The following is a 14,099-nucleotide window of genomic DNA, read 5'->3' on the forward strand; positions in this document are numbered from 1 at the left end:
TGCGAGCTGAAACGGATTGCGGTCAGCCGTCGAGTTCCTCGCGCAGCATCTCCAGTTCGAGCCAGCGCTCTTCCGCCGCGCTGAGTTCCGTCTGCAGCTGCGCGAGGGCATCCATCGCCTTCTGGAAACGGGCAGGGTCGCGGGAGTAGAGGTCGGGATCGGCTAGGATCTCCTGCACCTTGGCGATCTTCGCCTCCATCTCGCCCATGCGCTTGGGCAGGGTCTTGAGGTCGTGCTGCTCGTTGAAGCTGAGCTTGCGCTTGGACGCGGCAGCGGAGGACTGGTTCGACGACGACGTGTCGCCTCCCCTGGGCTTGGCTTCCTTCTCCACCGTCCTGGCCTGCACGCCCTGGCCGCGCTGGGCGACCATGTCCGTGTAGCCGCCGGCATATTCGAGCCAGCGGCCCGTGCCCTCCGACACCAGGACGGAGTTCACGGTGCGGTCGAGGAAATCGCGATCGTGGCTGACGAGGATGACGGTGCCGGAATAATCCGTGATCATTTCCTGGAGCAGGTCCAGGGTTTCCAGGTCGAGATCGTTGGTGGGCTCGTCGAGCACCAGCAGGTTCGAGGGCTGCGCCAGGGCCCGGGCGAGCATCAGGCGATTGCGCTCGCCGCCCGAGAGCACGCCGACCGGCGTGCGCGCCTGTTCGGGAGAAAACAGGAAGTCCTTCATGTAGCCGATGACGTGCTTGGTCTGCCCGCCGATCACCACCGTGTCGCCGCGTCCGCCGGTCAGGGTCTCGGCCACGGTGGCGTTCGGGTCGAGGCTCATGCGGCGCTGGTCGAGCGTCACCATCTGGAGATTGGCCCCCAGCCGCACCCGCCCCTCGTCCGGCGCGACGACGCCGGTGAGCAGGTTGATGAGCGTGGTCTTGCCGGCGCCGTTCGGCCCGATGATGCCGAGGCGGTCTCCGCGCAGAATGCGCAGGGAGAGGTCCGACACGATGGGACGGCCGTCGTAGGATTTCGACACGCCCTCGGCCTCGACCACGAGGGTTCCGGACTGCTCGGCCTCCGCGAGGCTGATGCTCACGGTGCCGACCGCCCGCTTGCGGTCGCGGTGCTGCTGGCGCATGGCCTGGAGGTTGCCGAGGCGGCGCACGTTCCGCTTGCGCCGCGCCGTCACGCCGTAGCGTAGCCAATCGGCCTCGGCGACGAGCTTGCGGCCGAGCTTGTGATGTTCGGCCTCCTCCTGCTCCAGAACCTGGTCGCGCCATTCCTCGAAATGGGCGAAGCCCTGGTCCATGCGGCGCGTCCGGCCCCGGTCGAGCCAGACCGTGGCCTGCGACAGGCTCTCCAGAAAGCGGCGGTCGTGGCTGATGAGAACCAGGGCGGAGCGCAGGCTCTTCAGCTCGCTTTCGAGCCACTCGATGGCGGGAAGATCCAGATGATTCGTCGGCTCGTCGAGGAGCAGGATGTCGGGCGCGGGCGCCAGAACCTGCGCCAGGGCAGCCCGGCGCGCCTCGCCGCCCGAGAGCCGGGAGGGCACCTCCTCGCCGGTCAGGCCGAGCTGTTCGAGCAGGTAGCGCGCCCGGTAGGGATCGTCCCCCGGTCCGAGGCCGGCCTCCACATAGGCCAGCGTGTTCGGATAGGCGCTCAGGTCCGGCTCCTGGGCGAGGTAGCGCACCGTCGCGCCGGGCTGGACGAAACGCTTGCCCCGGTCGGCTTCGACGAGTCCCGCCGCGATCTTGAGCAGGGTCGACTTGCCCGAGCCGTTGCGGCCGACGAGGCACGCGCGCTCGCCCGGCGAAACCGACAATTCGGCGCTCTCGATCAGCGGCGTGCCGCCGAAGGTGAGCGCAATATCTTGGAGGAGAAGAAGAGGAGGAGCAGCCATTCCCGCTTCCGTGGCATCTCCAGGCCGCATAAGCAAGATCGTGATGCTGCGTCAGGGTGGACGCTTGCCGATCTTTGTGGTCCCCTGTCTTCCCGCAAGCTGGACCTTTGCATGACACTGACGAAGCGGCTGCTTCTCCTGGCGCTGATCTCGGTTCTGCCGGCGCTCGTGATCTGGACCTATACGGAAGTCTCCCTTCGTCGCGCCCGTGAAGCTGAAGTGAACGATCTCGCGATCCGTCAGGCGGGAGTCGCCGCATCGGAGCTCGAGCGCATCTTCGACGGCATCCAGAGCCTCCTGATCGCGGTGGACGAAACGCCCTCGATTCGCACCTTCAATGCGCCGGCCTGCAGCAACTACCTGCGCGCGCTGCAGCAGAAGGTCCCGTACCTTCTGGCCTTCGTGGCGCTCGATCTCGACGGCCGGGTGCGCTGCCAGCAATCGCCGCTTCCCGTCAGCCTGACCCAGTTCAGCGGCCGCCCCTATTTCCAGGATGTCCTGCGGGAGCGGGGCTTCGTCGTCGGCACCTACACGCCCGAATTCACCGAGGGCGGGCTCGGCGCCCATCCGGTCCTGCCGCTGGCGATGCCGATCTGGAGCGACGACGGAGAAGTCAGCGGTGTCATCGCCACCGCCCTCGATCTGCGGTGGCTCGGCCAGAAGCTGAAGGAGCGCGTGCTTCCCGCAGGCGGGTCCGTCACGATCGCCGACCGGAACGGCATCATCCTCGCGCGGGAGCCCCTCCCGGAACGGTTCATCGGAACCAGGATTCCCGAGTCTTTCCGGGAGATCGTCCATTCCAACCATGCCGGGAGCTTCGAGGCGGTCAGCCAGGACGGCGTCAGGCGCATCCTGGGCTACATCCCGGTCCAGATGCCGCCGAAGGGTCTCTATGTCAGCGCCGGCCTGTCGTCGAAGGCGGCCTTCAGGACGATCAACCAAGCCTCCCGGCGCGGCTTCATGCTCATCGCAGCCGCCCTGATCCTTGCGCTCTCCCTGTCCTGGCTCATCAGCCGCACCTTCATTACCAAGCCGTTCGACATGATGACGGACGCGGTGCGCGCCTGGCGCCGCGGCAACTATCTCGCGCGCATCAACCTGCCCGGAAGCCCGGGCGAGCTCGGTGTTCTGGCGAACGCCTTCAACGATCTGATGGACGATGTCGCGGAGCGGCAGAAGGCCCTGCAGGCGAGCGAGGAACGCGCGCGCCTCGCCCTCGATGCCGGCCATATGGGGACCTGGTGGTACGACCACCTCAGGGGAGCCGGAGGCTGGTCGAGCCAGTCGGCCGCCCTTCTCGGCCTGCCTCCCGAGAAGACGACGATCACCATTCCCGAGTGGCGCGAACTGGTGCATCCCGACGATGTGGACAGCGTCTTCGACAAGCTGCGGGCGGCGGTTCAGGGAAAGGGCGAGTACGAGGACGAGTACCGCGTGCGACACCCCGGCGGAGAGGTGCGCTGGATCAACGCGAAGGGCCGCGTCTTCTTCAACTCGCAGGGAAAGCCGGTCTACTTCGTCGGAATCTTCCAGGACGTGACCGACCGCAAGCAGGCCGAGGACCAGCAGCGGTTCCTTCTCGACGAGCTGAACCACCGGGTGAAGAACACCCTCGCCACGGTCCAGTCCATCGCGGCGCAGACCCTGCGCTCCGCGGGAAACTCCGCGGGCTTCAAGGAGGCCTTCGAAGGGCGGCTGCTGGCCCTGTCGAAGACCCACGACCTCCTGACGCGCAACTCCTGGCGCGATGCCGATCTGCACGATCTCGCCCGGCAGGAGCTCGCCCCCTACCGCCGGAACGGCGACGACAGGGCCGTCATCGAGGGCCCGAAGGTCAACCTTCCCGCCCGCTATGCCATCAATTTCGGGCTGGTCCTGCACGAGCTGGTGACGAATGCGGCCAAATACGGGGCGCTCTCGACGCCGTCAGGGCAGGTCGAGGTCACATGGTCCGTCATCGCGGATCCCGAGCGCCCGAAGCAGCTTCGCCTGCATTGGAGCGAAAGGGGCGGTCCCCTGGTGGAGAAGCCGAAGCGCCAGGGCTTCGGTTCGCGGCTGATCCGCCGCAGCATCGAGGGCGAGTTGTCGGGCTACGTGGTCATCAACTTCGCGCCGACGGGCGTCTCCTACGACGTCTCCGTTCCCCTGCCCGCAGATTCCTGAGGGCGCTGCCCGGTCAGCGCAGGATCAGACCCAGCAGGCGCTCCATGCGCTTGCCGTAAGGCGGCTTCGTCATGCCCGCCCCGTTGAGGCGCGCCTGGCGGAAGACCGATTTCGCGTGGCTGAAGGTGCGAAAGCCCGCCTCGCCGTGATAGGCGCCCATGCCGCTCTCGCCGACGCCGCCGAAGGGCAGCTCCTCCTGCACGCAGTGCAGCAGCGTGTCGTTGACGGCCATGCCGCCGGCGACGACCCGCTGAACGCCGTACTCCACCGTCTCCTTGTCGTGGCTGAACAGATAGAAGGCCAAGGGGCGCGGACGCTCGCCGATATACCCGAAGGCCTCCTCCAGCGTGTCGTAGGGCACGATGGGCAGGACGGGCCCGAAGATCTCCTCGCGCAGGGCCAGGGCGTCATCGGGCGCACCGAGGAGGAGAACGGGCGCGATCTTGCGCCCGGAAGCCTGGAGCGTCTCCCCGGCGGGATTGACCTCGTGCGCTCGGGCGCCGCGCTCTAGGGCATCCGCGACGAGGCGGCCGATCCGCTCGTAATGCCGGTCGTTGACGATGGCGGTGTAGTCCGGGTTCGCGCCGAGCGTCGGGTAGAGCTTCGTCGCCGCCGCCTTGAACGCCTCGACGAAGACCGTTTCGCTGCCGCGCGGCACCAGAACGTAATCCGGCGCGATGCAGGTCTGGCCCGCATTGAACAGCTTTCCGGCCGCGATGCGCTCCGCCGCCTTGTCGAGAGGGTAGTCGGGCGCGACGAGAGTGGGGGATTTGCCGCCGAGTTCGAGGGTCACGGGAACGAGGTTCTCGGACGCCGCCCGCATGACGTGGCGCCCCACGGCGGTGGAACCCGTGAAGAGGAGGTGGTCGAACTTGAGGGCGGTGAACGCCTCCGCCACGTCCGGCCCGCCCTGCACGACGGCGACCTCGTGCGGCTTGAAGACCTCGCCGATCACCGTCTCCAGCAGGGCCGAGGTCGCAGGCGTGATCTCGGAGGGCTTGATCATGACCCGGTTTCCGGCGGCAATCGCGCCGGCAAGCGGCGCGAGGGCGAGCTGCACCGGATAGTTCCAGGGGGAAATGATCCCCACCACGCCGAGCGGCTGGTAGACGACGCGTCCCGAGGCGGGCTTGAACATCCACTGGATCGGTCGGCGGCGCGGCTTCATCCAGCGCCGGAAATTCCGCCTTGCGTGGCGCAGGCCCGCGACTACCGGATAAAGGTCGGCCAGCTTCGTCTCGTGGACGGAGCGGTGTCCGAAATCCTGCCGGACGGCGTCGGCGAAGTCATCCGTATGACGCAGGACCGCATCCGCGAGCCCCTTCAGCGTCTCCGCCCGCCGCTCCACGGTCAGCGGGCCTTCCGCCCGCAAGGCATGGCGCTGCGCGGCCAGACAGGCGGACAGACGCTCCTTGGTCGGATTGGTCACTGAATCGCGCATCGTCCGGGAAAAGCCCTCCAGGGGAAGGGTTAGATATGGGGAATCCCGACCGGTTCTCAACGCGGCCGGCCTTAGACATTGGGCTCAGACCGCCCCATCTCCCGTTGCCCGCAGACGGGCCTTTTCCCAAGCCAAGCCGCTGCGGCGGATTGACGGAGCGGCACATATGGCGAGGATGATCGCCGCCCTGCCCTGCGCCCTGCTCCGGCATCGCAGATCCTAGGAGAATTGGATGGCGAGCTCCTCCCCCGTGCTGAAGATCGAGAACCTGTCCCTCGGTCTGCCCAGGCTTGCGGATCGCGATTACGCGATCAGGGACCTGTCGCTCTCGATCCATCCCGGCGAGACGCTCTGCGTCGTGGGCGAATCCGGTTCGGGCAAGTCCATGACCGCCATGGCGACCATCGGTCTCCTGCCGCGAAGCGTGCAGGTGCTGTCGGGGGCGATCACCCTCGCGGGGATCGACCTTCTGTCCCTCACCGAGGAGGAATGGTGCGACGTGCGGGGCCGAGACGTGGGCACCGTGTTCCAGGAGCCGATGACCTCCCTCAACCCGGTCATGCGGGTCGAGGACCAGATCGCCGAGACGTTCCGGGCGCATGGGCTCCTCAGCCAGACGGCGCGCCGGAAGCGCACCCTGGAGCTTCTCGACGAGGTCAACCTTCCCCATCCCGAGCTCATCGCCCGCGCCTATCCGCACGAGCTCTCCGGCGGCCAGCGCCAGCGCGTGATGATCGCCATGGCGCTCGCCCTGGAGCCGAAGCTCCTCATCGCCGACGAGCCGACCACCGCCCTCGACGTGACCACCCAGGCCCAGGTCCTGAAGCTCATCGACAACCTGCGGCGCAAGAAGGGCACGGCGGTCCTGTTCATCACCCACGATTTCGGCGTGGTGGCGGAGATCGCCGACCGGGTCGCGGTGCTGCAGCAGGGCGAGCTGGTCGAGCAGGGACCGGCCGAGCAGGTCCTCACCCGGCCGCAGCACGACTATACGAAGCGGCTCCTGGCCGCCGTGCCGTCCCTGACGCCTCCGCAGCCGAAGGCTCTGGCGGGAGAGCCCATCTCCCTCAAGGTCGACCGCCTGACCAAGACCTATGGCGGACGCGGCTTCTTCAGCAAGGGCCGCGAGGTCCAGGCGGCGGATGCGGTGAGCTTCGACATCCGGCGAGGCGAGACCCTGGGGCTGGTGGGGGAATCGGGCTCCGGCAAATCCACGGTGGGCCGCTGCGTCCTGCGCCTGATCGAGCCCGATGGCGGGCTCATCGAGATCGGCGACCTGCCTTTCAGCGCCCTCTCCCAGAGGGATCTGCGGCCGCAGCGGCGGCGCATCCAGATGGTGTTCCAGGACCCCTTCGCCTCCCTCAACCCCCGCCGGACCGTGGGGCGCATCATCGCCGAGGGGCCGATCACGCAGGGCGAGGACGCGGGCGTGGCCCTGTCGCGGGCGCGGGAGCTTCTGGAGCTGGTGGGCCTGCCCGCCAACGCGGCCGACCGCTATCCGCATGAATTCTCCGGCGGCCAGCGCCAGCGCATCGGCATCGCCCGGGCGCTCGCCATGCGGCCGGACGTGCTGGTGGCGGACGAGGCCGTCTCCGCTCTCGACGTCTCCGTCCAGGCGGAAATCCTCAAGCTGATCCGCAACCTGCAGGAGGAATTCGGCCTGGCGATCCTCTTCATCACCCACGACCTGAGGGTGGCGGCGCAGATCTGCGACCGCGTGGCAGTCATGCAAAAAGGGCGGATTGTGGAAATGGCCGAAACGGCTCAACTTTTCGCCGAACCAAAACATGCCTATACGCGCCAGCTCCTCGCTGCCGTACCGGGCACGCACAGAATGACCTAAGGAAGGATGGAAACGTGGACGAGCAGGCGAGCTTCACCGTAGCGCCGGACATGGTTCACCAGAACCTCATCGGCGGACGCAATGTACCGGCATCGGACGGAGCGATGCTCGACGTCCTGTCCCCGGTGGACGGCTCCCTCTTCGCCCGCATCGCTTCCGGCACGGCGGCAGACGTGGACGCGGCCGTCAAGGCCGCCCGCGCCGCCTTCGAGGGCTCCTGGGGCAGGCTGACCGCCACCGAGCGCGGCCGCCTGCTCATGCGCCTCGCCGCCGCCGTGGAGGCCCGGGTCGACGAACTCGGCGAGCTGGAGAGCCGCGACAACGGCAAGCCGCTCCGTCAGGCCAAGGCCGACGCCGTGGCGCTCGCGCGCTATTTCGAATTCTACGGCAGCGCCGCCGACAAGCTGCACGGCGAGGTCATTCCCTACCTCAACACCCATTTCATCGGCGTCGAGCGCGTGCCGCACGGGGTGACGGGGCATATCGTGCCCTGGAACTACCCGATGCAGATCTTCGGCCGTTCCGTCGGCGCGGCGCTGGCAGCCGGCAACGCCACCGTGGTGAAGCCCGCGGAGGACGCCTCGCTCACCATCCTGCGCGTGGCGGCGCTCGCCCGCGAGGTGGGCTTCCCCGATGGCGCACTCAACGTCGTCACCGGGCTGGGCCGCACGGCGGGCGCGGCGCTCGCGGGACATCCCGGCATCGACTTCCTGTCCTTCACCGGCAGCCCGGAGACGGGCACGGCCGTGCAGACGGCGGCGGCACAGAACCACGTGGGCGTCACCCTCGAACTCGGCGGCAAGTCGGCCCAGGTGGTGTTCGACGACGCCGACCTCGACCGGGCGCTCCCCGTGCTCGTCAACGCCATCATCCAGAACGGCGGGCAGACCTGCTCGGCCGGAAGCCGGCTTCTGGTCCAGCGCGGCATCTTCAAGGACGTGGCCGCTGCGGTCTCCGAACGCTTCCGCAATCTGCGCGCCGGACGCCCCGATGCGGAGCCCGATCTCGGCCCGATGATCAATCAGGCGCAGCAGCGCCGCGTCCAGAGCTATCTCGACCGCGCGGCGGGAGAAGGGCTCACGGTCGCGGCCTCCGGCAGCGTCGCGCAGGACGCCCCCAAGGGCGGCTACTACGTGGCGCCCACCTTCTTCGCGCCCGTCGCCCACGAGAGCATCCTGTCCCAGGAAGAGGTGTTCGGCCCGGTTCTCGTGGCGACGCCCTTCGAAGACGAGGCCGAGGCGATCCGCCTCGCCAACGGCACGCCGTACGGCCTTGCCGCAGGCGTCTGGTCCCGCGACGGCATGCGCTCGACCCGGGTCGGCCGCGCCATGCGGGTGGGCCAGGTCTTCGTGAACTGCTACGGCGCAGGCGGCGGCATCGAGCTGCCGTTCGGCGGGTTCGGCCGCTCGGGCCATGGCCGCGAGAAGGGTTTCGAGGGACTGATCGAGTTCACCACGACCAGAACCATCGTCATCGCGCACGGGTAAGAACCCGGCCGAAACACATCAAAAGGGGATCAGCATGAAACGCCTTGAAGGCAAGGTGGCGCTCGTCACGGGCGCCGGCTCCGGCTTCGGCCTGGGCATCGCGGAAACGTTCGCGCGCGAGGGCGCCAGGGTCGTCATCGTCGACATCAACCAGGAGGCCGCGAAGGCGGCGGCGGGCAGGATCGGCGATTCCGCCCTCGGGCTCGCCACCGACGTCTCCAAGGCCGCCGACGTGCAGGCGGCGGTGCAGAAGACCCTCGACGCCTTCGGCCGCCTCGACATCGTCGTGAACAATGCGGGCATCACGCACCGCAACCGGTCGATGCTGGAGGTCGAGGAGGAGGAGTTCGACCGCATCTTCGCCGTGAACGTGAAGTCGATCTACCATTTCGCCAGGGCCGCCGTGCCGCAGATGCGCCAGCAGGGCGGCGGCGTGTTCATCAATGTGGGCTCGACCGCGGGCCTGCGCCCTCGCCCCGGCCTCACCTGGTACAACAGCACCAAGGGCGCCGTTCACACCATGACCAAGTCCATGGCGGTGGAACTGGCCCCCGAGCGCATCCGCGTCTGCGCGCTCGCGCCGGTCGCGGGCGAGACGCCGCTGCTCTCGACCTTCATGGGCGAGGACACGCCCGAGAGGCGCCAGCAATTCGTCAACTCGATTCCCCTGGGCCGTTTCTCCACCCCGCAGGACATCGCCAACGCGGCGCTCTATCTCGCCTCGGACGAGGCCAGCATGATCACCGGCGTGGTGCTGGAGGTCGACGGCGGGCGCTGCATCTGATCGCAAACGGCCTCGGTGGTTTGACGCCGATGGCGCCGCCCTGCCCTCCTCCCCACGGACCTCGCCCGGCTCGAAGACTCACGCCGGAAGCGCCGCGTTGCTCTCCTCCCCCTTGTGGGGAGGAGGTGGAGGTGGGGGTGTGGGCGCCACACCGTCATAGGCTATCGCTCACACCCCCACCCCGGCCCTCCCCACAAGGGGGAGGGAAAAACGTCGCGCTATTCCGATTTCAGCTCCGAACCTCTCATCCCGGCTGACGGCGATCTCCCACGGGAGGCACGAGCGAGCCGAGGACTTTAATCGCGGGAATCGTTAACTTGCGGCTTCCATCCGCCGCCTGGGTGCGTAAGCTGGACTCAGTCGAGCCCTTCCAGCACCTACCGGATGGAACCCGTTCATGTCGAAGCGCTTCCTGGCCGCCGCCCTTCTCCTCTCCTTCAGCTTTGCCCCGGCCTTTGCCGCCAAGACCTCCCTCGTCGTGGGCATGGCCCTCGAACCGCCGGGCCTCGACCCGACCATCGCCGCGCCGGTCGCCATCCGCGAGGTGACCTGGGCCAATCTCTACGAGGGCCTCGTCCGCATCGACCGGAACGGCCGCGTGCAGCCCCTGCTCGCCAAGAGCTGGGAGGTCTCTCCCGACGGCCGCACCTACACCTTCCGCCTGCAGGACGGCGTGAAGTTCCACGACGGCACGACCTTCGATTCCGCCGACGTGAAGTTCGCCTTCGACCGCGCCCGGGCGCCGAACTCCACCAATGCGCAGAAGCAGATCTTCGCGCCCATCGAGTCCATCGAGACGCCCGATCCGCAGACGGTCGTGATCAAGCTGAAGGAGCCCTCGGGCAACTTCCTCAACTATCTCGGCTGGGGCGACGCGGTGATCGTCGCGCCCGAGACGGCGGAGAACAACAAGTCCAACCCGGTCGGGACGGGCCCGTTCAAGTTCAAGTCCTGGACCCGCGGCGACCGGGTCGAGCTGACCCGCAACGAAGATTACTGGCAGAAGGACAAGACCAAGCTCGACAGCGTCACCTTCCGTTTCATCAACGATCCCCAGGCCCAGGTCGCGGCCCTGAAGGCCGGCGATGTCGACGCCTTCCCCAATCTCGGCGCCCCCGAGCTCTTCGGCGAATTCCAGAACGACAACCGCTTCACGGCGGTGGCCGGAAACACCGAGGGCGAGATCGTGGCCGGCATGAACAATGCCAAGAAGCCCTTCGACGATCCGCGCGTGCGCCGCGCGCTCCTGCACGCCATCGACCGCAAGGCGCTCGTGGAAGGCGCCTATTCCGGCTTCGGCCAGCCCATCGGCAGCTTCTTCTCGCCCAACCATCCGGCCTTCGTCGACATGACGGGTGCGATCCCCTACGACCCGGCCAAGGCAAAGGCGCTCCTGGAGGAGGCGGGCTACGGCAACGGCCTGTCGATCACCATCAAGAGCCCGCAGATGGCCTATGCGAGCCGCTCGGCGGAGCTCATCTCCGCCATGCTGTCCGAGGTCGGCGTCGACCTGAAGATCGTCCCCACCGAGTTTCCCGCCAAGTGGATCGAGGAGGTCTTCCGGGGCAAGGACTACGACATGACGATCGTGGCCCACGCGGAGCCGCTCGACATGGAGATCTTCGCCCGCGACAACTACTACTTCAATTACAAGAACGACAGGTTCAAGGCGCTGATGGCGGACATCGCCAAGACCACGGACGAGAAGGCGCGCTACGCCAAATACGCCGAGGCCCAGAAGATCCTGGCCGAGGACGTGCCCGCCCTCTTCCTGTTCCAGCTGCCCAAGCTCGGCGTCTGGGACGCCAAGTTGAAAGGCATGTGGGAGAACACCCCGATCCCGTCGAACGACGTGACGGAGGTCTATTGGACGGAGTGAGGCTCGCGCCCTTCACCTCTCTCCGAGGGAGAGGTCGAGCGAAGCGACGTCGAGGGGATGGACACTTGAAGGATCGCGCAGGCAGCGCCGCCCCAGCCCTCCTCCCCACGGACCTCGGGCTTGCCCGAGATCCGCATCCTCTTGCGCAAGTCGGGAACACCCGACTTGCGGTGGGGAGGAGGTGGAGGTGGGGGTGTGGGCGCCACACCTTCACAGGCTATCGCTCACATCCCCACCCCGCCCCTCCCCACAAGGGGGACGGAAAGGGCGCCATATCCGGAAAGTCCCGCAATCCCTCACCTGGACGATCTCGCTCACCCCGCCACGTCCCCCTCACCCCTTTCCCTCCCTGCAAGGGGGACGGAAAGGGCGGCTCGTAAGTTCGGCTTCATGTTGCGTCTTGTCATCTCGCGTCTCGTCTCGCTGGCAGTGACCCTGCTCTTCGTATCGCTGGCGATCTTCCTGATCCTGGAGGTCCTGCCCGGCGATCCGGCCGCCATCATGCTCGGCACCGCCGCGCGGGAGGATACGCTCGCCGCCCTGCGGCAGGAGCTCGGCCTCGACCGGCCGGCGCTCGTCCGCTACGTGGAATGGGTCGGCGGTATCGTCCTGCGGGGCGACCTCGGCACGTCCATCACCTACAAGATGCCGGTCTCGACGCTGGTGGCCGAACGCATGGGCGTGACGCTGCCCCTGAGCCTGCTCGCCATCGTCATCTCGACCCTGCTGGCGCTGCCGCTGGGCGTCGCCGCGGCGGCGCGGCGGGACGGGGCCGTGGATCGCGCGGTGCTCGTGTTCAGCCAGCTCGGGGTGGCGGTGCCGAATTTCTGGATCGGCCTGATCTTCATCCTGTTCTTCTCGACCTGGCTCGGATGGTTTCCGGCCGGCGGCTTTCCAGGGTGGGATGCCGGCATCGCGCCGGCGCTCCAGGCCCTCCTGCTTCCCGCCGTGGCGCTTGCCCTGCCCCAGGCGGCGGTGCTGACCCGCGTGACGCGCTCGGCCACGTTGGAGGTGATCGGCGCCGATTTCGTGCGCACCGCGCGGGCCAAGGGCGTGAACCAGCGCTCCACCATGCGGCGGCACGTGGTGCCGAACGCGCTCATTCCCGTCACCACCATTCTCGGCCTGCAGCTCTCGTTCTTCTTCGGCGGCGCCATCCTGGTGGAGAACGTGTTCAACCTGCCCGGCCTCGGGCGCCTCGCCTATCAGGCGCTGAACCAGCGCGACCTCGTGGTGATCAAGGACATTGTGCTGATCTTTTCCGGACTGGTGATCGTGGTGAACTTCCTCGTCGATATCGGCTACGCCATCCTCGATCCGCGCCTGAGGAGCCGGGCATGAGGGGCCTGCTTCGCCTGCGCTGGAACACCGCGCTCGTCGTCGGCGGCATTCTCACGGCCGCTCTCGTCGCGACCGCCCTGCTCTCGCTGTTCTGGACCCCCGAAGTGCCCACGCGGGTGCGCATCGCCCTGCGCCTGAAGGGGCCGCTGGAGGCGGGCCTCCTCGGCACGGACCATTTCGGCCGGGACGTCGCCTCGCTCCTCATGGTCGGCGCGTGGAACTCGCTCGCCATCGCCTGGCCCGCCGTGCTGCTGGGCGCCGCCATCGGCACGGCCATCGGCACCGCCGCCGCGGCCTGGAAGGGCATCGCCGACGAGATCGCCATGCGCGTCTCGGACGTGGTCTTCGCCTTTCCGGCGGTGCTGTCGGCCATCATGATCGGCGCGCTTCTCGGATCGGGCCCGCTCGCGGCGATTCTCGCCATCGCGGTCTTCAACATCCCGGTCTTCGCCCGCGTCACCCGCGGCGTGGCGCTCCAGGTCTGGACCCTCGACTACATCGCGGCGGCCCGCGCCCTCGGCAAGCATCCGCTTCGGATCACCTGGGAGGACGTGATGCCCAACATCGCGGGCGCCCTCATCGTGCAGGTGACGATCCAGCTCGCCCTCGCCATCCTCACCGAGGCGGGCCTGAGCTATCTCGGGCTCGGCGTGCGCCCGCCCAATCCGAGCTGGGGCCGGATGCTGAGCGACGCGCAGACCTATCTCTCGCAGGCCCCTCACCTGGCCTTCGCGCCGGGCATTGCCATCGCGCTCTCGGTGCTGGGCCTCAACCTGCTGGGCGACGGCCTGCGCGACGCCCTCGACCCGACCCTGCGCGGGCGGGAAGCGGCCGTGTAGGATCGCGGCGATGGACGATAACGGTTCGATGGAGGCTTCGATGACATCTGCGGCAACGAAGGGCATGCAGGCCAGCGACATTCAGGTCACGCTGGCGGCCGCCGCGGCGCGGCTTTCGGCGCAAAACCCGTTCAACGTGGTCTTCGACCGGGGCGACGACATCTCCGTCGAGCTCTACGCCCCCGTGGGCCGGGACAACCAGACGCCGCACGAGCGCGACGAGCTCTACATCGTCGCCTCGGGCCACGGCACCTTCAGCCGCGGCGACGAACTCGTGTCCTTCGGGCCCGGCGACCTTCTCTACGTCCCGGCTTACGTGCCGCACCGGTTCGAGACGTTCTCGGACGACTTCAAGACCTGGGTGATCTTCTACGGCCCAAAGAGAACGGCGCCGCGCGAACGCGACGCCGTGTAGTTTTCCGGCTCTTGCATGATTCCCGGATCGCCGCCGCGCCACTGGCGTGACGCGGCTGGTCCGGGAC

General features: G+C 67.9%; 10 protein-coding genes. 8 read left to right on the forward strand and 2 right to left on the reverse strand.

Going from position 1 to position 14,099, the window contains the following annotated elements; translation table 11 throughout:
* Window positions 1-22: 22 nt before the first annotated feature.
* Window positions 23-1,840 (reverse strand): ABC-F family ATP-binding cassette domain-containing protein, encoded by a 1,818-nt coding sequence (locus LGR44_RS13205; RefSeq protein WP_226741163.1) that lies wholly within the window; start codon window positions 1,838-1,840, stop codon window positions 23-25.
* 111 nt (window positions 1,841-1,951) lie between these two features.
* Here LGR44_RS13205 and LGR44_RS13210 point away from each other — a divergent pair, with 111 nt between their 5' ends.
* The gene (locus LGR44_RS13210; RefSeq protein ID WP_226741164.1) at window positions 1,952-4,003 is read left to right on the forward strand and encodes a sensor histidine kinase; all 2,052 of its coding nucleotides are present in this window, start codon (window positions 1,952-1,954) and stop codon (window positions 4,001-4,003) included.
* A gap of 13 nt (window positions 4,004-4,016) precedes the next feature.
* Here the strand turns inward: LGR44_RS13210 and LGR44_RS13215 are convergent, their stop codons facing one another.
* Window positions 4,017-5,444, reverse strand: coding sequence for a coniferyl aldehyde dehydrogenase (locus LGR44_RS13215; protein ID WP_226741165.1), 1,428 nt, complete (start codon window positions 5,442-5,444; stop codon window positions 4,017-4,019).
* Between the two features lie 232 nt (window positions 5,445-5,676).
* On the opposite strand from LGR44_RS13215, the gene LGR44_RS13220 reads away from it, so the two are divergent.
* The 7 genes from LGR44_RS13220 (at window position 5,677) to LGR44_RS13250 (ending at window position 14,032) form a co-directional block, all read left to right on the forward strand.
* Window positions 5,677-7,287, forward strand: coding sequence for an ABC transporter ATP-binding protein (locus LGR44_RS13220; protein ID WP_226741166.1), 1,611 nt, complete (start codon window positions 5,677-5,679; stop codon window positions 7,285-7,287).
* 50 nt (window positions 7,288-7,337) lie between these two features.
* The gene (locus tag LGR44_RS13225; RefSeq protein ID WP_264196527.1) at window positions 7,338-8,774 is read left to right on the forward strand and encodes an aldehyde dehydrogenase family protein; all 1,437 of its coding nucleotides are present in this window, start codon (window positions 7,338-7,340) and stop codon (window positions 8,772-8,774) included.
* Between the two features lie 34 nt (window positions 8,775-8,808).
* Window positions 8,809-9,558, forward strand: coding sequence for an SDR family oxidoreductase (locus tag LGR44_RS13230; protein ID WP_226741168.1), 750 nt, complete (start codon window positions 8,809-8,811; stop codon window positions 9,556-9,558).
* Between the two features lie 397 nt (window positions 9,559-9,955).
* The gene (locus LGR44_RS13235) at window positions 9,956-11,437 is read left to right on the forward strand and encodes an ABC transporter substrate-binding protein (RefSeq protein ID WP_226741169.1); all 1,482 of its coding nucleotides are present in this window, start codon (window positions 9,956-9,958) and stop codon (window positions 11,435-11,437) included.
* 390 nt (window positions 11,438-11,827) lie between these two features.
* Window positions 11,828-12,778: an ABC transporter permease gene (locus LGR44_RS13240; RefSeq protein ID WP_226741170.1), complete on the forward strand. Its 951-nt coding sequence runs from the start codon at window positions 11,828-11,830 to the stop codon at window positions 12,776-12,778.
* Window positions 12,775-13,617 (forward strand): ABC transporter permease, encoded by an 843-nt coding sequence (locus tag LGR44_RS13245; RefSeq protein ID WP_226741171.1) that lies wholly within the window; start codon window positions 12,775-12,777, stop codon window positions 13,615-13,617. The genes LGR44_RS13240 and LGR44_RS13245 overlap by 4 nt, the downstream gene beginning before the upstream one ends.
* 40 nt (window positions 13,618-13,657) lie before the next feature.
* Window positions 13,658-14,032 (forward strand): cupin domain-containing protein, encoded by a 375-nt coding sequence (locus LGR44_RS13250; protein WP_226741172.1) that lies wholly within the window; start codon window positions 13,658-13,660, stop codon window positions 14,030-14,032.
* The last annotated feature ends 67 nt before the right edge of the window (window positions 14,033-14,099 follow it).

Origin of the sequence: Microvirga lenta, assembly GCF_020532555.1 — a bacterium.
Lineage (GTDB): Bacteria > Pseudomonadota > Alphaproteobacteria > Rhizobiales > Beijerinckiaceae > Microvirga > Microvirga lenta.